Origin of the sequence: Pseudomonas sp. FSL R10-0056 (assembly GCF_009600105.1) — a bacterium.
GTDB classification, from domain to species: Bacteria; Pseudomonadota; Gammaproteobacteria; order Pseudomonadales; family Pseudomonadaceae; genus Aquipseudomonas; species Aquipseudomonas bubulae.
The window spans coordinates 21,560-43,289 of sequence record NZ_WIWL01000193.1 but is presented as its reverse complement, the minus strand read 5'-3'; the positions used below and the strand labels follow the sequence as shown (position 1 = coordinate 43,289).

Here is a 21,730-nt window from a genome sequence, read left to right as displayed (position 1 = left end):
TTTATAAATTTCTTCTCTATTTATTTATCTATCTTGCCCTTATCCACAGCTGGTTAAATTTTGTGCAAAGGGTTCTTTAAGAAGGGCGAAGTCCCTATACTTCGCGGTCTATCCAAAAAACCCCTAGTAACAGGCACGAGGTGCGTGGTGAATTTCCCTTCCCGTTTTGCAGTGATCGTCATCGGCGGCGGTCACGCCGGAACCGAGGCTGCACTTGCTTCAGCACGTATGGGTGTGAAAACCCTGCTGTTGACCCACAACGTGGAAACCCTCGGGCAAATGAGCTGCAATCCTGCAATTGGCGGGATTGGTAAAAGCCATCTGGTTAAAGAAATCGATGCCCTTGGCGGCGCGATGGCGATAGCCACCGATAAAGGCGGTATTCAGTTCCGCGTACTCAACGGACGCAAAGGCCCGGCAGTACGGGCGACCCGTGCACAGGCCGACCGCATCCTGTACAAGGCCGCCGTACGCGAAATCCTGGAAAACCAGCCCAACCTGTGGATATTTCAACAGGCCGCTGATGACCTGATCGTTGAACAGGATCAAGTCCGTGGCGTAGTGACCCAGATGGGCCTGCGTTTTATGGCTGATGCCGTGGTTCTGACCACAGGCACTTTCCTCGGTGGACTTATCCACATCGGCATGCAGAATTACTCGGGCGGTCGGGCCGGTGATCCACCTTCGATTGCCCTGGCACACCGTCTGCGTGAACTGCCCCTGCGAGTCGGTCGCCTGAAAACCGGGACGCCACCGCGTATCGATGGCCGTTCTGTGGATTTCTCGGTAATGACCGAGCAACCGGGTGATACACCGATTCCTGTCATGTCGTTCATGGGCAACAAGGAACAGCACCCGGCCCAGGTCAGCTGCTGGATTACCCATACCAACGCCCGCACTCACGAAATCATTGCCTCCAACCTTGATCGTTCGCCGATGTATTCAGGCGTGATCGAAGGTATTGGCCCGCGTTACTGCCCGTCGATCGAAGACAAGATCCATCGCTTTGCCGACAAGGAAAGCCATCAGGTCTTTATCGAGCCGGAAGGTTTGACCACACACGAGCTGTACCCGAACGGGATTTCCACCTCCTTGCCGTTCGACGTGCAAATCCAGATCGTGCAATCGATTCGCGGTATGGAAAACGCCCATATCGTGCGCCCGGGCTATGCCATCGAGTACGATTACTTCGATCCACGCGACCTGAAGTACAGCCTCGAAACCAAGGTGATTGGCGGCTTGTTCTTTGCCGGGCAAATCAACGGCACCACCGGTTACGAAGAAGCCGGCGCCCAGGGTTTGCTGGCTGGCGCCAACGCGGCATTGCTCGCACAGGGCAAGGAAAGCTGGTGCCCGCGCCGGGATGAGGCGTACATCGGCGTATTGGTCGACGACCTGATTACCCTGGGTACTCAAGAACCGTACCGGATGTTCACTTCCCGCGCCGAATACCGCCTGATCCTGCGCGAAGACAACGCCGACATGCGCTTGACTGAAAAAGGCCGCGAACTGGGCCTGGTCGACGACGCTCGTTGGGCGGCTTTCTGCACCAAGCGCGAAAGCATCGCGCAGGAAGAACAACGCCTCAAAAGTACCTGGGTTCGTCCGGGTACCGAGCAGGGTGATGCCATTGCTGCCAAGTTCGGCACACCGCTGACCCATGAATACAATTTGCTCAACCTGCTGACCCGCCCCGAAATTGATTACGCCGGCCTGGTTGAAGTGACCGGGCAGGGGGCAGAAGACCCGCTGGTTGCCGAGCAGGTTGAGATCAAAACCAAGTACGCCGGTTATATCGATCGTCAACAAGACGAAATTGCCCGTCTGCGTGCCAGTGAAAATACCAAGCTGCCTGTGGATATCGATTACACGACCATCTCCGGTCTGTCGAAAGAGATTCAGAGCAAGTTGGGCGCAACACGTCCCGAGACCCTGGGCCAGGCTTCGCGTATCCCGGGTGTGACCCCTGCGGCAATTTCCCTGTTGATGATTCACCTGAAAAAGCGCGGCGCTGGCCGCACGTTGGAGCAAAACGCTTGAGTTCGCTGGTAACCGCACAACACGCCGAAGAGTTATCCACAGGTGCACGCCAGCTGGGCGTCGCACTGACCGAGCATCAGCATCAGCAATTGCTGGGTTATCTGGCCCTGTTGATCAAATGGAACAAGGCCTACAACCTCACGGCTGTGCGTAACCCGGACGAGATGGTGTCGCGTCATTTGCTCGACAGTCTGAGCGTGATGCCCTTCATCGAAAATGGCCGTTGGCTGGATGTGGGCAGTGGCGGCGGCATGCCGGGTATTCCCCTGGCGATCCTGTTTCCCGAGTCGCAAGTGACCTGCCTGGACAGCAACGGCAAGAAAACCCGTTTCCTGACCCAGGTAAAACTCGAGCTGAAGCTGGATAACCTGCAAGTTATCCACAGTCGCGTCGAAGAATTCCAGCCTGAGCAGCCTTTCAACGGAATTGTTTCCAGGGCTTTCAGCAGCATGGAGAACTTCAGCAACTGGACGCGCCACCTTGGCAACAGCGAAACCCGCTGGTTGGCAATGAAGGGCGTTCATCCGGCCGATGAGCTGGTAGCATTGCCGTCTGATTTTCGTCTCGATGGCGAACACGCCTTGACCGTTCCGGGTTGCCAAGGCCAACGCCATCTGCTGATACTGCGCCGCACGGCATGATTGGGAACGCAAGCAAGAATGGCTAAGGTATTCGCAATAGCGAACCAAAAAGGTGGTGTGGGTAAAACCACCACCTGTATCAACCTCGCAGCATCGCTGGTCGCGACCAAGCGCCGCGTGCTGCTCATTGACCTTGATCCACAGGGCAACGCCACCATGGGTAGCGGTGTGGATAAACACGGTCTTGAGAATTCGGTCTACGACCTGTTGATCGGTGAATGCGACCTGGCCCAGGCCATGCACATCTCCGAGCACGGTGGTTACCAGTTGCTTCCCGCAAACCGCGATTTGACCGCGGCTGAAGTCGTGCTGCTCGAAATGCAGATGAAGGAAAGTCGTCTGCGTACAGCGCTGGCCCCGGTTCGCGAAAGCTACGATTACATCCTGATCGATTGCCCGCCGTCGTTGTCGATGCTGACCTTGAATGCCCTGGTGGCGGCCGATGGGGTGATTATCCCCATGCAGTGCGAGTACTTTGCACTCGAAGGCTTGAGCGACCTTGTGGATAACATCAAGCGCATCGCCGAGCTGCTCAATCCGAACCTGAAGATCGAAGGCCTGCTGCGCACTATGTACGACCCGCGCCTGAGCCTGATGAACGATGTTTCGGCGCAGCTCAAGGAACACTTCGGCGAGCAGCTCTACGACACCGTGATTCCGCGCAACATCCGCCTGGCCGAAGCGCCAAGCTATGGCATGCCAGCGCTGGCGTATGACAAAAATTCCCGTGGCGCGATTGCTTACCTTGCCCTGGCGGGCGAGCTGGTTCGTCGTCAACGTCGTTCTACCCGCACGCCTCAGCCAACTTAAGGAATTTCCATGGCCGTCAAGAAACGAGGTCTCGGACGCGGACTGGATGCACTCCTGAGTGGTCCTACGGTCAGCTCGCTGGAAGAGCAAGCGGTCAAGGTTGATCAAAGCGAACTGCAGCACCTGCCCCTGGACCTGATCCAGCGCGGCAAGTACCAGCCTCGTCGCGACATGGATCCGCAGGCGCTTGAAGAACTGGCCAGCTCGATCCGCACCCAGGGCGTGATGCAACCGATCGTGGTGCGCCCGATCGAAGGTAACCGCTTTGAGATCATCGCCGGTGAACGTCGCTGGCGCGCCAGCCAACAGGCTGGCAAGGACACGATCCCGGCGATGGTCAAAGACGTGCCGGACGAAACCGCCATTGCGATGGCGTTGATCGAGAACATTCAGCGTGAAGACCTCAATCCGATCGAGGAAGCTGTCGCCTTGCAGCGTTTGCAGCAAGAGTTCCAGCTGACTCAACAGCAAGTCGCCGACGCTGTGGGTAAGTCCCGGGTGTCTGTGGCTAACTTGTTGCGATTGATTTCGTTGCCGGAAGTGATCAAGACCATGCTGTCCCACGGTGACCTGGAAATGGGTCATGCGCGGGCATTGCTCGGTTTGCCTGATGCTCAGCAGGTTGAAGGGGCGCGACACGTTGTCGCACGAGGCCTGACGGTACGTCAGACTGAAGCCCTGGTTCGCCAGTGGTTGAGTGGCAAACAGGAACCCGCGGAACCGGTTAAAACCGATCCGGACATTGCCAGACTCGAACAGCGTCTGGCTGAGCGGCTGGGCTCTGCGGTGCAGATCCGCCACGGAAAGAAGGGAAAAGGCCAGTTAGTGATTGGTTACAATTCCCTGGATGAGCTGCAAGGAGTGCTTGCTCACATCCGCTGAAACAATTCCTCATGTAGCGCGCAGTCGGAAATCACTACCTGACAGTTGAATAGGGGCTTCGTCGCCCCTATACTCTGCGCGCATTTTATCGGCACAAATTATGCCAAGTTTTCTGTTTTTGGTAGCCGACCTTTGAGGAGCAGTTGTGATGGAAACCCGCACGCCAAACCGCTTGCCGTTCCATCGCTTGGCGGTTTTTCCGGTTTTGCTGGCTCAATTTGTCGTTTTATTGCTGGCTGCTCTGGGGCTCTGGCAATGGCATGGAGTCGTCGCCGGATATTCAGGACTCTGCGGAGGCCTGATAGCTTTGCTACCCAATGTGTATTTTGCTCACAGGGCTTTTCGGTTTTCCGGCGCCCGAGCAGCGCAAGCCATCGTCCGGTCGTTTTACGCCGGTGAGGCAGGCAAGTTAATTTTGACGGCAGTGCTGTTCGCGCTGACGTTTGCAGGTGTGAAGCCATTGGCGCCGTTAGCAGTATTCGGTGTCTTCGTGCTGACCCAACTGGTCAGTTGGTTCGCTCCCCTGCTAATGAGAACAACACTTTCGAGACCTTAGGGCGTTTGAGGCAACCATGGCAGAAACAACCGCTTCGGGCTATATCCAGCACCACTTACAGAACCTGACCTTTGGGCAGCTACCTGATGGCGGCTGGGGCTTTGCCCACACCGTTGCAGAAGCTAAAGCAATGGGCTTTTGGGCGTTCCACGTCGATACCCTCGGCTGGTCGCTGTTTGTTGGTCTGATTTTCATCCTCGTATTCCGCATGGCGGCCAAGAAGGCAACTTCCGGTCAGCCAGGCGCACTGCAGAACTTCGTTGAAGTACTGGTGGAATTCGTTGATGGCAGCGTAAAAGACAGTTTCCACGGTCGCAGTGCAGTAATCGCACCGCTGGCGCTGACCATTTTCGTGTGGGTGTTCCTGATGAACGCCATCGACTTGATCCCGGTTGACTGGATTCCTCAGTTGGCCATCTTGATCACTGGCGATGAACACTTCCCGTTCCGTGCCGTACCGACGACTGATCCAAACGCGACCATGGGCATGGCCCTGTCGGTGTTTGCACTGATCATCTTCTACAGCATCAAGATCAAGGGCATCGGTGGCTTTATCGGTGAACTGACCCTGCACCCATTCGGCAGCAAGAACATTTTTGTTCAGGCGCTGCTGATTCCGGTGAACTTCCTGCTCGAATTCGTGACGTTGATTGCCAAGCCTATTTCGTTGGCTCTGCGTCTGTTCGGCAACATGTACGCTGGCGAGCTGGTGTTTATCCTGATCGCCGTGATGTTCGGCAGCGGCCTGCTTTGGCTTAGCGGTCTGGGCGTGGTGCTGCAATGGGCGTGGGCTGTATTCCACATCCTGATCATCACCTTGCAAGCGTTCATCTTCATGATGTTGACCATCGTCTACCTGTCGATGGCACACGAAGATAATCACTAAGATCCGCTTCGGCGAATCTGGTGCTCCTCTCACCTTCGGGTGAGAGGGCGTCGCAAAATGATTTTGTTTTACCGCTTTAATCTAAAAACCTAAACCATACGACGTAAAAGTCGGGAGGAAAGATGGAAACTGTAGTTGGTCTAACCGCTATCGCTGTTGCACTGTTGATCGGCCTGGGCGCACTGGGTACCGCAATTGGTTTCGGCCTGTTGGGTGGCAAGTTCCTGGAAGGCGCAGCGCGTCAACCAGAAATGGTTCCAATGCTGCAAGTTAAAATGTTCATCGTTGCCGGTCTGCTCGACGCCGTAACCATGATCGGTGTTGGTATCGCACTGTTCTTCACCTTCGCTAATCCTTTCGTTGGTCAACTCGCTGGCTAATCACTCGAATTTTCGAGTTGATTAGAGTGATGGACAACGAACGAGCGAGGTGTTGGCGTGAACATTAATGCAACCCTGATTGGCCAGTCCGTTGCGTTCTTCATTTTTGTACTGTTTTGCATGAAGTTCGTGTGGCCTCCGGTCATCGCGGCATTGCAAGAACGTCAGAAGAAGATTGCGGCTGGACTGGACGCTGCTAACCGAGCAGCTCGCGACCTGGAGTTGGCCCAAGATAAAGCGGGTCAACAACTGCGCGAAGCTAAGGCTCAAGCAGCTGAAATCATTGAGCAAGCCAAGAAACGCGGTACTCAGATCGTAGACGAAGCCCGTGAACAGGCTCGCGTTGAAGCTGACCGTGTGAAGGCTCAGGCTCAGGCCGAGATCGAACAGGAACTGAACAGCGTCAAAGACGCCCTGCGTGCCCAACTGGGTACCCTGGCTGTTGAAGGCGCAGAGAAGATCCTGGGTGCCACAATCGATCAAAACGCGCACGCGGAGCTGGTTACTAAACTGGCTGCTGAAATTTAAGCGAGGGCGATCATGGCAGAATTGACCACGTTGGCCCGACCTTACGCTAAGGCAGCCTTCGAGCACGCCCAGGCCCACCAGCAACTGGCCTCTTGGTCAGCCATGCTCGGCCTGGCTGCAGCAGTGTCGCAAGACGACACTATGCAGCGCGTGCTCAAGGCCCCGCGACTGACGAGCGCAGAAAAGGCCGCCACGTTTATTGACGTGTGCGGCGACAAGTTCACTGTAGAAGCACAGAACTTCATCAACGTCGTTGCCGAAAACGACCGTCTCCCGCTGTTGCCGGAGATCGCCGCTCTGTTTGACCTGTACAAGGCCGAACAAGAGAAGTCGGTAGACGTTGAAGTCACCAGTGCTTTTGCATTGAACCAAGAACAGCAAGACAAACTCGCCAAGGTTCTCAGTGCACGACTCGACCGGGAAGTGCGCCTGCAAGTTGCGGAGGATGCCAGCCTTATAGGTGGTGTCATCATCCGCGCCGGCGACCTGGTTATCGATGGCTCGGTTCGCGGGAAACTCGCAAGCCTTGCCGAAGCATTGAAATCTTGAGTTTGAAGGGGCAGCAGAGCAATGCAGCAACTCAATCCTTCCGAAATAAGTGAAATTATCAAGGGCCGCATCGAAAAACTCGATGTGACCTCCCAAGCCCGTAACGAAGGCACTGTCGTCAGCGTATCTGACGGTATTGTGCGGATTCACGGTCTGGCCGACGTAATGTACGGCGAGATGATCGAGTTTCCGGGCAGCGTCTTCGGTATGGCTCTCAACCTCGAGCAAGACTCTGTAGGTGCCGTAGTACTGGGCGCATACACGACTCTGGCTGAAGGCATGAGCGCCAAGTGCACTGGCCGTATCCTGGAAGTTCCGGTTGGTAAGGAACTGCTGGGTCGCGTTGTCGACGCACTGGGTAACCCAGTTGATGGCAAAGGTCCACTGGGCAACACCGAGACTGATGCAGTCGAGAAAGTTGCTCCAGGCGTGATCTGGCGTAAGTCGGTAGACCAGCCTGTACAGACTGGCTACAAGGCTGTCGATGCCATGATCCCTGTCGGCCGTGGCCAGCGTGAGCTGATCATCGGTGACCGTCAGATCGGTAAAACCGCTCTGGCGATCGACGCGATCATCAACCAGAAGAACAGCGGCATTTTCTGTGTATACGTAGCGATCGGTCAGAAGCAATCGACCATCGCCAACGTGGTTCGCAAGCTGGAAGAAAACGGCGCGCTGGCTAACACCATCGTCGTTGCTGCCAGTGCTTCCGAATCCGCAGCGCTGCAGTTCCTGGCACCGTACTCCGGTTGCACCATGGGCGAATACTTCCGCGACCGCGGTGAAGACGCGCTGATCGTTTATGACGATCTGTCCAAGCAAGCAGTGGCTTACCGCCAGATTTCCCTGCTGCTGCGCCGTCCACCAGGCCGTGAAGCTTACCCAGGCGACGTGTTCTATCTCCACTCCCGTCTTCTGGAGCGCGCATCCCGCGTATCCGAAGAATACGTAGAGAAGTTCACCAACGGCGCAGTGACCGGCAAAACCGGTTCCCTGACCGCACTGCCGATCATCGAAACCCAGGCTGGCGACGTTTCCGCGTTCGTTCCGACCAACGTGATTTCCATCACCGACGGTCAGATCTTCCTGGAATCGGCCATGTTCAACTCCGGGATCCGTCCTGCAGTGAACGCCGGTGTTTCGGTATCCCGTGTGGGTGGTGCCGCTCAGACCAAGATCATCAAGAAGCTGTCCGGTGGTATCCGTACCGCTCTGGCTCAGTACCGTGAACTGGCAGCATTTGCCCAGTTCGCTTCTGACCTGGACGAAGCGACCCGTAAGCAACTTGAGCATGGTCAGCGCGTTACCGAGCTGATGAAGCAGAAGCAATACGCACCAATGTCGATCGCTGACATGGCGCTGTCGCTGTATGCCGCTGAGCGTGGGTTCCTGACTGACGTCGAAATCACCAAGGTCGGTAGCTTTGAACAAGCGCTGATTGCTTACTTCAACCGCGATCACGCCGAGCTTATGGCGAAGATCAACGTTAAAGGTGACTTCAATGACGAAATCGACGCTGGCATCAAAGCCGGTATCGAGAAGTTCAAGGCCACCCAAACCTGGTAAGCCGCAGCGGGAGCCGCAAGGCTCCCGCTTGCTAACCTGATAGGTGTTACATGGCAGGCGCAAAAGAGATTCGCAGTAAGATTGCGAGCATCAAAAGCACGCAAAAGATTACCAGCGCCATGGAAAAAGTGGCGGTCAGCAAAATGCGCAAGGCACAAATGCGCATGGCTGCTAGCCGTCCTTATGCGGAGCGTATCCGCCAGGTTATTGGGCATTTGGCCAACGCCAACCCGGAATACCGCCACCCGTTCATGATCGACCGCGAAGTTAAGCGTGTGGGTTATGTGGTTGTGAGCAGTGACCGTGGTTTGTGCGGTGGTTTGAATACCAACCTGTTCAAGGCTTTGGTCAAGGACATGGCGGTAAACCGTGAAAACGGCGTCGAGATTGATCTGTGCGTGGTCGGCAGCAAAGGTGCGGCATTTTTCCGTAACTTCGGCGGTAACGTCGTCGCTGCTATCAGCCATCTGGGTGAAGAACCGTCGATCAATGATTTGATCGGCAGCGTTAAGGTGATGCTGGATGCTTACCTGGAAGGCCGTATTGACCGCCTGTCCGTGGTATCCAACAAGTTCATCAACACCATGACGCAACAGCCTACTGTGGAGCAATTGATTCCACTGGTGGCGACCCCGGATCAAGAACTCAAGCACCACTGGGACTATCTCTACGAACCGGATGCCAAAGAGCTGCTAGACGGCTTGATGGTGCGTTACGTGGAGTCGCAGGTGTACCAGGCGGTGGTCGAGAACAGTGCAGCTGAACAAGCTGCGCGGATGATCGCAATGAAGAACGCCACTGATAACGCCGGTGACTTGATCAGCGATTTGCAGCTGATCTACAACAAGGCGCGTCAGGCTGCGATCACCCAAGAGATCTCGGAAATCGTCGGCGGCGCTGCCGCGGTTTAACGGTTCAAATATTCAGAGGATCCAGCTATGAGTAGCGGACGTATCGTTCAAATCATCGGCGCCGTGATCGACGTGGAATTTCCACGCGAAAACGTACCGAGCATCTACAACGCGCTGAAAGTACAAAGCGCGGCCGGAACCACTCTGGAAGTTCAGCAACAGCTGGGCGACGGCGTGGTTCGTACCATTGCGATGGGTTCCACCGAGGGCTTGAAGCGCGGTCTGGAAGTCACCGACTCTGGCGCAGCCATCTCCGTTCCAGTAGGTAAAGCTACCCTGGGCCGGATCATGGACGTTCTGGGCAACCCGATCGACGAAGCTGGCCCGATTGACACCGAAGAGCGTTGGGGCATTCACCGCCCAGCACCGTCCTTCGCTGAGCAAGCTGGCGGCAACGACCTGCTGGAAACCGGTATCAAGGTTATCGACCTGATCTGCCCGTTTGCAAAAGGCGGTAAGGTTGGTCTGTTCGGTGGTGCCGGTGTAGGCAAAACCGTAAACATGATGGAACTGATCCGTAACATCGCCATGGAACACAGCGGTTACTCTGTGTTTGCTGGTGTGGGCGAGCGTACCCGTGAGGGTAACGACTTCTACCACGAGATGAAGGATTCCAGCGTACTGGACAAAGTGGCACTGGTTTACGGTCAGATGAACGAGCCGCCGGGTAACCGTCTGCGCGTAGCACTGACCGGCCTGACCATGGCCGAGAAGTTCCGTGACGAAGGTAACGACGTACTGTTGTTCGTTGACAACATCTACCGTTACACCTTGGCCGGTACTGAAGTATCCGCACTGCTGGGCCGTATGCCTTCGGCAGTAGGTTACCAGCCGACTCTGGCTGAAGAGATGGGTACTCTGCAAGAGCGCATCACTTCGACCAAAAACGGTTCGATCACTTCGATCCAAGCGGTATACGTACCTGCGGATGACTTGACTGACCCGTCGCCTGCGACCACGTTTGCCCACTTGGACGCTACCGTCGTTCTGTCCCGTGACATCGCTTCCCTGGGTATCTACCCAGCAGTAGATCCACTGGATTCGACTTCGCGCCAGCTGGACCCGAACGTAATTGGCCAGGAACACTACGACACCGCTCGCGGCGTTCAGTACGTGTTGCAGCGTTACAAAGAACTGAAGGACATCATTGCGATCCTGGGTATGGACGAGCTGTCGGAAACCGACAAGCAGTTGGTATCCCGCGCTCGTAAGATCCAGCGTTTCTTGTCTCAGCCGTTCTTCGTGGCTGAAGTCTTCACTGGCGCTTCGGGTAAATACGTTTCCCTGAAAGACACCATTGCTGGCTTCAAAGGCATCCTCAACGGTGACTACGACCACCTGCCAGAACAAGCGTTCTACATGGTCGGCGGCATCGAAGAAGCGATCGAGAAAGCCAAGAAACTGTAATTCCAGCGCCCGGCAACGGGCGCTAATCAGGTTGAGGCAATCAGATGGCTAATATGATGACAGTCCATTGCGATATCGTCAGTGCGGAAGGAGAAATCTTTTCCGGTCAGGTCGAGATGGTGATTGCGCACGGCAGCCTGGGTGATCTTGGTATCGCTCTGGGTCACGCTCCGCTGATCACTGAACTCAAGCCGGGTCCGATCCGCCTGATCAAGCTGGGCGGGGAATCGGAGGTGTTTTACATCTCCGGTGGTTACCTCGAGGTTCAGCCGAACATGGTCAAGGTTCTTGCCGACACCGTGCAACGTGCTGCCGACCTGGATGAAGCCTCCGCTCAGGAAGCCGTAAAGGCTGCCGAGAAGGCACTGAACGAAAAAGGCGCAGATTTCGATTACGGATCTGCTGCTGCACGTCTGGCCGAAGCCGCAGCTCAGCTGCGCACCGTCCAGCAAATCCGCAAGAAGTTTGGCGGCTAAGCCTCCTGTCTTATTGTGTGATTGATTAAAAAGGGTAGCCTCGGCTACCCTTTTTCTTTTTCCGCGAAATACTTTTTGGTCGCAACCGCTGACCACCCAGGATTGGTAGCCAGTCATGTCTCTCGATATCGTTATTCTCGCCGCAGGTCAGGGCACCCGCATGCGTTCTGCCCTGCCCAAGGTTCTGCACCCCGTGGCAGGCAACTCCATGCTTGGCCATGTTATCCACAGCGCTCGTCAGCTTGAACCGACTCGCATCCACGTCGTCATTGGTCACGGAGCCGAACTGGTGCGTGAACGTCTGGCTGCTGATGACCTGAACTTTGTGCTGCAAGACAAGCAACTGGGTACCGGCCATGCCGTGGCTCAGGCGCTACCATTTCTGACCGCAGAAAACGTGTTGATCCTGTACGGCGATGTACCGCTGATCGAGGTTGAGACCCTGCAACGTCTGCTCAAGCAAGTTGGCCCCGAGCAACTGGGCCTGCTGACCGTCAACCTGGCCGACCCGACTGGTTATGGTCGTATCGTGCGTGATGCGGATGGCAAGGTGTGTGCGATTGTTGAGCACAAGGACGCAACCGAAGCCGAACGTACAATTACCGAAGGCAACACCGGGATCCTCGCCTTGCCGACCCGTCGCCTGGCTGACTGGATGAGCCGTCTGTCGAACAACAACGCACAGGGCGAGTACTACCTGACCGACGTAATCGCCATGGCGGTCAGCGATGGTTTGGTCGTGGCCACCGAGCATGCCCTTGACCCGATGGAAGTGCAGGGCGCCAACGATCGTAAACAACTCAGTGAGCTGGAACGTCATTACCAGTTGCGCGAAGCCCGTCGCCTGATGGCCTTGGGTGTGACCTTGCGTGACCCGGCGCGTTTCGATGTGCGCGGTGAAGTCACCGTGGGTCGTGATGTGCTGATCGATATCAACGTGATTCTTGAAGGTCGCGTGGTTATTGAGGACGACGTGGTCATCGGCCCGAATTGCGTAATCAAGGACAGCACCTTGCGCAAAGGTGTTGTGGTCAAGGCCAATAGCCATCTCGACGGTGCCGTGATGGGCGAGAACAGTGATGCCGGTCCGTTCGCTCGTCTGCGCCCGGGCAGTGTGCTGGATGCCCGTGCCCATGTGGGTAACTTTGTCGAATTGAAAAACGCCCACTTGGGTGAAGACGCCAAATGCGGTCACCTGACTTATCTGGGCGATGCCGAGGTCGGACCGCGCACCAATATCGGTGCTGGCACCATCACCTGCAACTACGATGGCGCCAACAAGTGGAAGACCGTGTTGGGCGCTGATGTATTTATTGGTTCGAACAACTCGTTGGTTGCACCTGTGGATATCTCCAACGGTGCTACCACTGCTGCAGGCTCGACCATCAATCAGGATGTTGCCGCGGAGCAACTGGCCGTTGGTCGTGCGCGCCAGCGCAACATTGATGGCTGGAAGCGTCCGGTTAAACAGCCAAAGCCTTGATTTAAAGTTATCCACAGATAGGCGATGATGATTTAAGGTTATTAACAAGTCATCCTATAACTGTTTTAAATCAATAAGTTACCTGAAGCCTTATTCACGCCCTGTGGATAAGGCTTTGTTTTTTGCGGGCTTAAATAAGCGTTTTGGCCAATGAACACAGGCCCATATCGAGTTATTCACAGAAAATAGCCCACAACATTTTCTTGACGAAGGTTTCGAGATACGGTTTCATTGCTTTCGTTATCTTTCGAAACGAAACTTAAGCCGTTATGTCCAAACGTAATACGCCACAACGCAGACACAACATCCTGGCCATGCTTGCCGAGCAGGGCGAAGTCAGTGTGGATGAACTGGCCAAGCGCTTCGAAACCTCTGAGGTTACGATTCGCAAGGATCTGGCTGCACTCGAAAGTAACGGGCTTTTATTGCGTCGTTATGGCGGCGCGATCACCATGCCGCAAGAACTGGTCAGTGATGTCCCTCAGCCAGTTTCTCTTTATAAGCAAGCCATTGCCCGTGCAGCGGTTGGTCTGATTAAAGAGCATGCGCGCATCATCATCGACAGCGGCAGCACCACGGCCTCGATGATTCCACAACTGGGCCTGCAACCTGGCTTGGTAGTGATGACCAACTCCCTGCACGTCGCCAATGCACTCAGTGAACTGGAACATGAGCCTGTATTGCTGATGACCGGGGGCACCTGGGATCCGCACTCCGAGTCCTTTCAGGGACAGGTTGCCGAACAGGTGTTGCGCTCATACGACTTCGATCAACTGTTCATCGGTGCTGACGGCATAGACCTGCAGCGCGGCACGACAACTTTTAACGAGTTGTTGGGTCTGAGCCGGGTCATGGCTGACGTCGCGCGTGAAGTGATCGTGATGGTCGAGTCGGACAAGATTGGTCGAAAAATACCCAACCTGGAACTGCCCTGGAGCAGCGTCCATACCCTTATTACCGATGATCGCCTGCCCCTTGAGGCACGCGAACAGATTCAGGCCCGGGGCATAACATTGTTATGCGCGGCCCTAAGCTAGGAGAACTTTATGTGTGGAATCGTTGGCGCAGTCGCTGAACGTAATATCACGGCCATTCTGCTGGAAGGCCTGAAACGTCTTGAATACCGTGGTTACGACAGCGCAGGTGTGGCTGTTTTCACCAACAACGGCACCCTGGAACGCATGCGCCGCAACGGCAAAGTGGCCGAGCTGGAACAAGCTCTGGCCGGTGAGCCATTGGCCGGTCGTCTGGGCATTGCCCATACCCGTTGGGCCACCCACGGTGCGCCGTGCGAGCGTAACGCTCACCCGCATTTCTCCGGTTCCGATCTGGCTGTTGTGCACAACGGCATCATCGAAAACCATGAAGCCCTGCGTGAGCAGCTCAAAGGCTTGGGCTATGTGTTTACCTCGGACACTGACACCGAAGTCATTGCCCACCTGCTAAACCACAAACTCAAAGATCACAGCGACCTGACCGAGGCCCTCAAGGCCACCGTTAAAGAGTTGCACGGTGCCTACGGCCTGGCTGTGATCAGCGCCAAGCAACCGGATCGTCTGGTTGCATCCCGCAGCGGCAGCCCGCTGGTGATTGGCCTGGGCCTGGGTGAAAACTTCCTGGCCTCCGACCAATTGGCACTGCGTCAGGTCACTGACCGTTTCATGTACCTGGAAGAAGGCGATATCGCTGAAATCCGTCGTGACAGCGTGCAGATCTGGGACGTAAACGGTCAGAGCGTTCAACGCGAAGCCGTGCAATACAGCGATGGCGCCGAAGCGGCCGACAAGGGCGAGTATCGCCACTACATGCTCAAGGAAATCCACGAGCAACCAGCTGTAGTTCAACGCACCCTGGAAAACCGCCTGGGTGCTGACCATGTACTGGTTCAAGCTTTCGGTCCACAAGCGAAGGAATTGTTCGCCAAGGTTCGCAATGTTCAGATCGTCGCCTGTGGTACCAGCTACCACGCCGGCATGGTTGCCCGTTACTGGCTCGAAAGCCTGGCAGGCATTCCGTGCCAGGTTGAAGTGGCCAGCGAGTTCCGCTACCGCAAAGTTGTGGTGCAACCGGACACCCTGTTTGTTTCGATCTCGCAATCGGGCGAAACCGCTGACACCCTGGCAGCACTGCGCAATGCAAAAGAATTGGGCTTCCTCGGTAGCCTGGCGATTTGCAACGTAGGTATCAGCTCGCTGGTTCGTGAGTCTGATCTGACGCTGCTAACCCAAGCCGGTCGCGAAATCGGTGTGGCTTCCACCAAGGCATTTACCACCCAGCTGGTAGGCCTGTTGCTGCTGACCCTGTCCCTGGGGCAAGTGCGCGGCACTCTGGAAGAGGGCGTTGAAGCACAGCTGGTAGAAGAACTGCGTCGTTTGCCTGCGCGTCTGGGCGAAGCCCTGGCGATGGATTCGGTGGTTGAAAAAGTGGCTGAATTGTTTGCCGATAAACATCACACCCTGTTCCTGGGCCGTGGCGCTCAGTTCCCGGTGGCAATGGAAGGTGCACTCAAGCTCAAAGAAATTTCGTACATCCACGCTGAAGCGTACCCGGCGGGCGAGTTGAAGCACGGCCCTCTGGCACTTGTGGATAACGACATGCCGGTAGTGACCGTTGCTCCGAACAATGAGCTGTTGGAGAAACTTAAATCCAACCTGCAAGAAGTGCGTGCCCGCGGTGGCGAGCTGATTGTGTTTGCTGATGAACAAGCCGGTATGAGCAACGGCGAAGGCACCCATGTGATCAACATGCCGCATATCCACGATGTGCTGGCGCCGATCCTCTACACCATCCCGCTGCAATTGCTGTCGTACTACGTGGCCGTGCTTAAAGGCACTGACGTGGACCAGCCGCGTAACCTGGCTAAATCCGTGACTGTGGAATAAATCACAGCTGCGGCACTACTCAGTGGTTTTAGAGAGTTAAAACTGTCGCGAATGAAGGGAGCCACTTACGGGCTCCCTTCTTCGACAGATCCCCTTCTTCCAGGTTGCTTGACCAACACTGAGGGAAAGAATCAATTACAGGTGGAAATGGCCCGCAGCCTCTGGCTGGTAAAGCACTTTCCTGATCTCAATTCGGCGGGTCCGATCAGAAATTCGCCAGTCAATGGCGTCCCCTTCCTGATAGCCCAGGATGGCAGCACCAATGTCGGAATACACGGAGTGCTTCCCGGCGTTACTGTCCGCGTCTTCCGGGTAGACCAAGGCCACTTCGATCTCTTCGTCGTCCAGTTGCACTAAAGCCCTGGAGTTCATCGTGACGACATTGCCCGCCACCTGCTGCGGCTTGACGACAATGGCTCGTTCAAGCTCATGTTCGAGCTCAACAACCGTCGGACCTTGCTCCAGAGCGATGAGACTCTCTAGCCTGGCCTTGTCGATTTCAGTGATGTAGATCCTGGTGGAGTCGCCAACGGTACCTTCGCGCAAGAGCTGGAGATAGCGCCCCGCGGCCATGGAAAATGACTTCAATGTGGGCGTTTCGCTTTCAAGCACAAAGCCGCTGCGCAGAAAGGCTTTTACCGAGCGCGTGTTGTCCGGGTGGATCTTGGCGATGAGCTTCTTGGCCCGCATGTCGAGGAAGGCCAGTTTCATGCCTTCGCGGATCGTGCGGGCGCCAAGGTTTCGGCCCCATTTGTCGCTGTCTCCGATGACCAGGACTATCTCGCAATTTGAGCCGGTCTTGATCAGACGGACAAAGCCTACCGGGGCGTCATGCCGGTCATAAGCCATGAAGAATCGGCCGCCCTGGTTGAACAGATGGGTCAGGATTGGCAATTGGGTTCTATCAATGGCTTGCTCGATGGAGCGGGAGACATGACGTGAATCGCTCAGATAACAGGTGACGCGCTCATCTTCCAACCAATCCATCAACGTCAACGCATGCGCCCGAGTAACTTCCGGGCACAGCGAAATGAAAGGCTTGTTCATCTTCACCACACTTATTTTCAAGGGATGAAAGCCCTTCATGGCTACGGCCATGACGGTTCTTTCGGCAACCGGCTATTTTAAGACATAACGCAAGTAATGCCGAATGGTCGGGAGAGTTCGGGGATATCTTCGTTTTACCCTTTGATCCGACCCAGAGCCTCGCCGCAAGCAGCGCCAGCAAATGTACGTTGATGTCTTGTGGCTTCTGGGTTGTGGATAACTTCAGCAAGGAGCTGGCATGCTTTACACCAATGCGCTGAAACAATTGGATATGCAGGATATTTCGATTGTCTTGCTGTTGATCGAAAATCGCAGCGCCAAGCGTGTGGCAGAAATGTTGAATCTCAGCCAATCAAGCATCAGTTACAGCCTGAAAAAACTCCGCCACTGTTTCGACGACAAACTCTTCGAGAACACCGACGGCGCCATGCAACCCACGGCACGGGTGCTGGCGATCAAGCCTTATCTGCAAAACATCCTGCAGTGCATCAATCAGTGCGCCAAGGAAGGAGCAGGGCAGGGCACAGCGCTGCGTCAGTGGAATATCACTGCCCCGGAATATTTTGAAATTCTCATGTTGCCTGCAGTGTTGCAGCAGGTGCGTTCAACCGGGCGCAACTGGGCGTTGAGTGTGAGCCGCCTGGGCCAGGATTTGCCCATCAGTGAGTTATTGGCTTCTGACACCGACGTTTGCTTTGGCTTCGGCCCGGGCTATCACCAACGGCATCCGTTGCTGGGCTATCGCAGCCTTACTGAAGATTCTTTTGTGTGCCTGTCCAGCGTGGCAAAACATCAGGCTAAATCTTTTTTGGATATTGATGAATTTTGTGACACGCCGCACATATTTCCAACGCCGTGGCAGTCGGAAAAAAACATGGTGGATGGCTGGCTGGAAAAACAGTCGCGGCGTAGAAGTATTTTTACCCGGGCCAACTCCTATCACGCCGGGGTCAATGTTTTATTGGCGGTGCCGGCACTGATCGTGATCCCGAAAAAAATAGTGGCGACGTTGAATGTGCCGCCAAACATTAAAGTTCTCCAACCGCCGCCCGGTTTTCCGACTTTCACTCTGGACATGATCTGGAGCCGTGAACGAACCATCCACAGCGACTTTCATGAGCTGGAAGGGTTGATCGAAAAAATAAAAAAATAAATTTCAGGTGCGCAAAATCGCCTGCGGGTGCTGGTGTGCGCTATACATTCCCACTGCTTATCCCGCAGGGTAGGGCACGGCCATGAACTGAAAAGGAATTTTCGATGATCAAGCAATTTATCAAACCCGCCCGCACCGGTGCGGTTTTTCTAGTGACTTGCCTGGCGGCTTCCATCGCCTGTGCCAGCGATAAAACCAGTTACCCGGACGCCGCTGCCAGCGACCCGGCGAAGCTGGGCTGGATGGTCGGTGCACCGCCCCCGCCGGATCGCATCGTGCGCTTTGCCGACGGCAGTTATTTCCAGTTTCCCGCCATGCGCTGGAGTGTTTCCAACTTCCGTCAATTGATGCCTACCACCAATGTCTCCCGTGGCCTGGGTGCGCCCGTGCCGCTGGCCAGAGCCTTGCGCACGGATATCGACGCCTTGACCTTCGTGCCACTGGGCAGCAAGGAGCCGATGACCTGGGAACAGTCGCTGGCGGCGAACTACACCGACGGCATTGTGGTGCTGCACCGCGGCAAAATTGTTTATGAGCGTTACTTTGGTGTGCTGACCCCCGAAGGCCAGCACGGCGCCATGTCGATGACCAAGTCCGTGGTGGGTACTATGGGCGCGATGCTGGTGGCTGATGGCACGTTGGATGCCAATAAAAAAATTGCTGAGTATGTCCCCGAGCTGGCCAAGTCGGCCTTTGGCAACGCCACCCTGCGCCAGGTGCTGGACATGACCACGGGGCTTAAATACAGCGAAGATTATGCCGACCCCAATGCTGAAGTCTGGAAGCATGCACAGGCCGGTAACCCGCTACCCAAACCCAAGGACTACACCGGCCCGCAAAGCTATATGGAATATTTGCAGACGGTCGAGCCGGAGGGGGAGCACGGCGAGGCCTTCGCTTATAAAACCGTGAACACCGATGTGCTGGGCTGGGTCATTGCACGAGTGACAGGGCGTAACGTTGCGCAATTGCTCTCGGAAAAAATCTGGCAGCGCATTGGCGCTGAACAATCGGCCTATTTCACCGTGGATTCAATCGGTACCCCGTTTGCGGGGGGTGGTTTGAATACAGGGCTACGGGACATGGCCCGCTTTGGAGAAATGATCCGTAACAATGGTCAGTATCTCGGCAAGCAAATCGTACCCAAGGCGGTTGTCGATGACATTCGTGGTGGCGGCGATAAAGCGGCCTTTGCCAAAGCCGGTTATGACTTGCTCAAGGGCGCCAGCTATCGCGACATGTGGTGGGTGACGCACAACGCGGATGGTGCCTTTATGGCGCGCGGTGTTTACGGTCAGCGCACCTACATTGACCCGAAAGCCGAAATGGTTATTGTGCGTTATGCCTCCAACCCGGTTGCCAGCAACTCGGCTAACGATCCGGTGACTATTCCTGCATTTGAAGCCCTGGCCAAACAGTTGATGACTCACCCGGACTGATAGCGCCAAAAAACGCTGGGAGTCGTGCTTGACCGGCTCCCATAGCGGCGTTTCGCCGTTTTTAAACCAAGATGAAGAATCCGTAAGCTCGACAAAAGTTTCATCATTTCTGCGATATCGTAACTAGATATTTCATAAGTGAGTGTTTCCATGCGTGTCGATTTAGAGGCAGAGGAGGGCCGGCTCGAGTCTTTGCCTCGTTTCCAAAGCGCCAGCGCACAGGCTCGTCAGCTCTATCTACTGGGGGTAGTGCTGGCAGTCCTGGCGTTGCTGGCGTGGGTGCTGGCATTTTTTATAGGTCTGTTTTCATCGGAATCGCTGTGGCCGGTGCTGCTGGGCAATAACGCAGCAGCCATGCTGGTGCTGGCCGCAGGCGTTCAATCGGCTTACTGGGTGGCGGATTGGCGCAATGACGCACTCAACCCCGCACCACAGGTGGCTGAGGTCGCGCCCGACGAACAGTTGCGTGGCATTGAACGTTTTAACCAGCGGATTGATGCCGGGGCAAAACAGGTGCTGGCCACCATCGGCGCGCCCGTTTTGTGGCTGGCAGGCGTGAGCGGTGTCGCCTGGTGGAGCGTCCAGCACACCTGGAACCTGGCTTTACCCGGTTTGGCTCTGGGAACCTGGGGCAGTGTCGCGGCTGGCATTGCGGTGCTGTGCGCGTTTGCACTGTTAGTGTTCGAACGTTTCCTGGCGCAGCAACACCCTGGCCAATGGCCGGAGGCGCGTTTGCTGGCACCGTTGGTTCGCGTGCCCATCCTCACTTTGCTCCTGAGCGCCGTGTGCCTGATTTTCAGCAGCGACGATGCGGTGTGGCCTGCCCGCCTCGCGGTGCTGACCGGGTTGCTACCTGCTGCCGTGGCTATTGAGCTGATTCTGAGGGCGCTGGCTGCACTGTTCATCCCGCGCCGCGACAAACTAGAACCGCGCATGATCGGGCAAAGCTTTGTCGCTGGTATGTTGCGTTGGCCGCCTCAGCCATTGCTGACGCTGCAGAGCGAATTGCATAACCGGTTCGGCATCGACCTGCGCCAAATCTGGGCTTTTACCTTTATGCGCAAAGCGTTTTTCCCGGTGCTGGCGGTGGTTGCTGCTGTCGGCTGGGTGCTGAGCGGTGTGAGTGAAATCCCGCTGCAAGGTCGAGGGATTTATGAGCGCTTTGGTGAGCCGGTTGAAGTGTTGGGCCCGGGTTTGCACGTGGGCCTGCCATGGCCTTTTGGGCGAGTCCTGGCGGTGGAAAACGGTGTGGTACATGAGTTGGCCACTAGCACAGAATCGACTGTCGATCCGCTACTCACGCCTGCCGATGGTTTACCACCGCTTACCGCCAATCGCCTGTGGGATGCCACCCATGTGAATGACAAGTCCCAGGTGATTGCCAGCGACAGTGGCGACAAACAGGGCTTTCAGATCGTCAATATGGACGTGCGTTTTGTCTATCGCATTGGCCTGAGCGACCACGCCGCCATTGCCGCCACTTATCACAGTGCTGATGTACCGACGCTGATTCGCACTACCGCCAGCCGCATTCTGGTACACGACTTTGCCTCTCGGACGCTTGATGGTGTGCTCGGTGAGCAGCGCAGTGCGCTGGCCGATGATATAGGCCACGCCGTGCAGGCTGATCTGGATGGCCTGGACAGCGGGGTGGAAATTCTTGCCACCGTGGTTGAAGCCATCCACCCACCTGCCGGGGCCGCCAATGCCTATCACGGTGTGCAGGCAGCACAGATCAGCGCGCAGGCCCTGATTGCCCGCGAACGGGGCGCGGCCAGTGAACAAGCCAATGTGGCGCAATTGCAGGCCAGCGTCGCCCTGGATCAAGCCCATGCGCTGGCGCGTGAAATAAATGCCACCGCACTGACAGCTGATCTGCGCTTTGGCGCCGAGCAAAAAGCCTACGCCAGTGCCGGTCATGCGTTCCTTTTGGAACAGTACCTGAGCCAGTTAAGCCAGGGGCTGAACAATGCTCGATTGCTGATCCTCGACCATCGCCTTGGGGGCAGCAGTGCGCCGACCCTCGACCTGCGTTCTTTCACGCTGCCGGCCGATCCTGTCGCGCCGCGTAAAGCTGCTCAGTAAGGAGTCTTC

General features: G+C 56.0%; 20 protein-coding genes. 19 read left to right on the top strand and 1 reads right to left on the bottom strand.

Translation table 11 applies throughout. From position 1 onward, the window contains the following. The first annotated feature begins 147 nt into the window (after positions 1-147). From mnmG to glmS, 16 genes are all read left to right on the top strand, one after another. Positions 148-2,040, top strand: a complete 1,893-nt coding sequence (gene mnmG / locus GHO42_RS16625) for a tRNA uridine-5-carboxymethylaminomethyl(34) synthesis enzyme MnmG (RefSeq protein ID WP_016782869.1) — start codon at positions 148-150, stop codon at positions 2,038-2,040. Further along, on the top strand, positions 2,037-2,681 hold the full coding sequence (gene rsmG, locus GHO42_RS16620) for a 16S rRNA (guanine(527)-N(7))-methyltransferase RsmG (RefSeq protein ID WP_094999576.1): 645 nt from the start codon (positions 2,037-2,039) through the stop codon (positions 2,679-2,681). Before mnmG ends, rsmG begins: the two co-directional genes overlap by 4 nt. An 18-nt stretch (positions 2,682-2,699) precedes the next feature. Further along, complete coding sequence (locus GHO42_RS16615) at positions 2,700-3,491, top strand: ParA family protein (RefSeq protein WP_094999575.1); 792 nt, start codon at positions 2,700-2,702, stop codon at positions 3,489-3,491. A 9-nt stretch (positions 3,492-3,500) separates the two neighbouring features. Further along, a complete protein-coding gene (locus GHO42_RS16610; protein WP_094999574.1) occupies positions 3,501-4,373 on the top strand; it encodes a ParB/RepB/Spo0J family partition protein in 873 nt (290 codons plus the stop codon). Between the two features lie 148 nt (positions 4,374-4,521). Next, positions 4,522-4,929: a F0F1 ATP synthase subunit I gene (locus GHO42_RS16605; RefSeq protein ID WP_003437994.1), complete on the top strand. Its 408-nt coding sequence runs from the start codon at positions 4,522-4,524 to the stop codon at positions 4,927-4,929. A 16-nt stretch (positions 4,930-4,945) separates the two neighbouring features. Continuing rightward, positions 4,946-5,815 carry a F0F1 ATP synthase subunit A gene (atpB, locus tag GHO42_RS16600; protein ID WP_086799500.1) on the top strand — a complete coding sequence of 290 codons (870 nt, stop codon included), beginning with the start codon at positions 4,946-4,948 and terminating at the stop codon, positions 5,813-5,815. 122 nt (positions 5,816-5,937) lie between these two features. After that, entirely contained in the window at positions 5,938-6,195 is a 258-nt protein-coding gene (gene atpE / locus GHO42_RS16595; RefSeq protein ID WP_002555987.1) for a F0F1 ATP synthase subunit C, read from the top strand. A gap of 57 nt (positions 6,196-6,252) precedes the next feature. After that, the gene (locus GHO42_RS16590) at positions 6,253-6,723 is read left to right on the top strand and encodes a F0F1 ATP synthase subunit B (protein WP_094999573.1); all 471 of its coding nucleotides are present in this window, start codon (positions 6,253-6,255) and stop codon (positions 6,721-6,723) included. Positions 6,724-6,735: 12 nt separating this feature from the next. Beyond that, complete coding sequence (locus GHO42_RS16585) at positions 6,736-7,272, top strand: F0F1 ATP synthase subunit delta (protein ID WP_016782875.1); 537 nt, start codon at positions 6,736-6,738, stop codon at positions 7,270-7,272. 21 nt (positions 7,273-7,293) lie between these two features. Beyond that, positions 7,294-8,838: a F0F1 ATP synthase subunit alpha gene (gene atpA, locus GHO42_RS16580; protein ID WP_086799496.1), complete on the top strand. Its 1,545-nt coding sequence runs from the start codon at positions 7,294-7,296 to the stop codon at positions 8,836-8,838. A gap of 50 nt (positions 8,839-8,888) precedes the next feature. Then, positions 8,889-9,749, top strand: coding sequence for a F0F1 ATP synthase subunit gamma (gene atpG / locus GHO42_RS16575; protein ID WP_003438003.1), 861 nt, complete (start codon positions 8,889-8,891; stop codon positions 9,747-9,749). A gap of 27 nt (positions 9,750-9,776) precedes the next feature. Beyond that, positions 9,777-11,156, top strand: a complete 1,380-nt coding sequence (atpD, locus tag GHO42_RS16570) for a F0F1 ATP synthase subunit beta (protein WP_016782877.1) — start codon at positions 9,777-9,779, stop codon at positions 11,154-11,156. Between the two features lie 56 nt (positions 11,157-11,212). Then, positions 11,213-11,632, top strand: coding sequence for a F0F1 ATP synthase subunit epsilon (locus GHO42_RS16565; RefSeq protein WP_029611653.1), 420 nt, complete (start codon positions 11,213-11,215; stop codon positions 11,630-11,632). A gap of 115 nt (positions 11,633-11,747) precedes the next feature. Further along, positions 11,748-13,115, top strand: coding sequence for a bifunctional UDP-N-acetylglucosamine diphosphorylase/glucosamine-1-phosphate N-acetyltransferase GlmU (gene glmU, locus GHO42_RS16560; RefSeq protein ID WP_094999572.1), 1,368 nt, complete (start codon positions 11,748-11,750; stop codon positions 13,113-13,115). A gap of 269 nt (positions 13,116-13,384) precedes the next feature. Beyond that, complete coding sequence (locus tag GHO42_RS16555; protein ID WP_088378585.1) at positions 13,385-14,152, top strand: DeoR/GlpR family DNA-binding transcription regulator; 768 nt, start codon at positions 13,385-13,387, stop codon at positions 14,150-14,152. Positions 14,153-14,161: 9 nt separating this feature from the next. Further along, a complete protein-coding gene (gene glmS / locus GHO42_RS16550; protein WP_153326305.1) occupies positions 14,162-15,997 on the top strand; it encodes a glutamine--fructose-6-phosphate transaminase (isomerizing) in 1,836 nt (611 codons plus the stop codon). A gap of 135 nt (positions 15,998-16,132) precedes the next feature. Here the strand turns inward: glmS and GHO42_RS16545 are convergent, their stop codons facing one another. Beyond that, on the bottom strand, positions 16,133-17,095 hold the full coding sequence (locus tag GHO42_RS16545; protein ID WP_094999570.1) for a bifunctional GNAT family N-acetyltransferase/nucleoside diphosphate kinase regulator: 963 nt from the start codon (positions 17,093-17,095) through the stop codon (positions 16,133-16,135). Positions 17,096-17,282: 187 nt separating this feature from the next. Between GHO42_RS16545 and GHO42_RS16540 the strand changes: the two genes are divergently transcribed. The 3 genes from GHO42_RS16540 to hflK all read left to right on the top strand — a co-directional run bounded on the left by GHO42_RS16540 (position 17,283) and on the right by hflK (position 21,721). Beyond that, complete coding sequence (locus tag GHO42_RS16540; RefSeq protein ID WP_153326307.1) at positions 17,283-18,197, top strand: LysR substrate-binding domain-containing protein; 915 nt, start codon at positions 17,283-17,285, stop codon at positions 18,195-18,197. 104 nt (positions 18,198-18,301) lie between these two features. After that, complete coding sequence (locus GHO42_RS16535; RefSeq protein ID WP_095020597.1) at positions 18,302-19,636, top strand: serine hydrolase; 1,335 nt, start codon at positions 18,302-18,304, stop codon at positions 19,634-19,636. 150 nt (positions 19,637-19,786) lie between these two features. Further along, a complete protein-coding gene (hflK, locus tag GHO42_RS16530; protein ID WP_094999567.1) occupies positions 19,787-21,721 on the top strand; it encodes a protease modulator HflK in 1,935 nt (644 codons plus the stop codon). The last annotated feature ends 9 nt before the right edge of the window (positions 21,722-21,730 follow it).

What these genes read in the sequence shown, in the direction of transcription:
- atpG (WP_003438003.1), top strand. Translation starts at nt 8,889, where the DNA reads ATGGCAGGCGCAAAAGAGATTCGCAGTAAGATTGCGAGCATCAAAAGC.
- GHO42_RS16565 (WP_029611653.1), top strand. Translation starts at nt 11,213, where the DNA reads ATGACAGTCCATTGCGATATCGTCAGTGCGGAAGGAGAAATCTTTTCC.
- GHO42_RS16615 (WP_094999575.1), top strand. Translation starts at nt 2,700, where the DNA reads ATGGCTAAGGTATTCGCAATAGCGAACCAAAAAGGTGGTGTGGGTAAA.
- glmU (WP_094999572.1), top strand. Translation starts at nt 11,748, where the DNA reads ATGTCTCTCGATATCGTTATTCTCGCCGCAGGTCAGGGCACCCGCATG.
- GHO42_RS16585 (WP_016782875.1), top strand. Translation starts at nt 6,736, where the DNA reads ATGGCAGAATTGACCACGTTGGCCCGACCTTACGCTAAGGCAGCCTTC.
- GHO42_RS16545 (WP_094999570.1), bottom strand. Translation starts at nt 17,095, where the DNA reads ATGGCCGTAGCCATGAAGGGCTTTCATCCCTTGAAAATAAGTGTGGTG.
- atpD (WP_016782877.1), top strand. Translation starts at nt 9,777, where the DNA reads ATGAGTAGCGGACGTATCGTTCAAATCATCGGCGCCGTGATCGACGTG.
- GHO42_RS16555 (WP_088378585.1), top strand. Translation starts at nt 13,385, where the DNA reads ATGTCCAAACGTAATACGCCACAACGCAGACACAACATCCTGGCCATG.
- GHO42_RS16540 (WP_153326307.1), top strand. Translation starts at nt 17,283, where the DNA reads ATGCTTTACACCAATGCGCTGAAACAATTGGATATGCAGGATATTTCG.
- glmS (WP_153326305.1), top strand. Translation starts at nt 14,162, where the DNA reads ATGTGTGGAATCGTTGGCGCAGTCGCTGAACGTAATATCACGGCCATT.
- GHO42_RS16610 (WP_094999574.1), top strand. Translation starts at nt 3,501, where the DNA reads ATGGCCGTCAAGAAACGAGGTCTCGGACGCGGACTGGATGCACTCCTG.
- GHO42_RS16535 (WP_095020597.1), top strand. Translation starts at nt 18,302, where the DNA reads ATGATCAAGCAATTTATCAAACCCGCCCGCACCGGTGCGGTTTTTCTA.
- GHO42_RS16605 (WP_003437994.1), top strand. Translation starts at nt 4,522, where the DNA reads ATGGAAACCCGCACGCCAAACCGCTTGCCGTTCCATCGCTTGGCGGTT.
- atpA (WP_086799496.1), top strand. Translation starts at nt 7,294, where the DNA reads ATGCAGCAACTCAATCCTTCCGAAATAAGTGAAATTATCAAGGGCCGC.
- hflK (WP_094999567.1), top strand. Translation starts at nt 19,787, where the DNA reads ATGCGTGTCGATTTAGAGGCAGAGGAGGGCCGGCTCGAGTCTTTGCCT.
- atpB (WP_086799500.1), top strand. Translation starts at nt 4,946, where the DNA reads ATGGCAGAAACAACCGCTTCGGGCTATATCCAGCACCACTTACAGAAC.
- atpE (WP_002555987.1), top strand. Translation starts at nt 5,938, where the DNA reads ATGGAAACTGTAGTTGGTCTAACCGCTATCGCTGTTGCACTGTTGATC.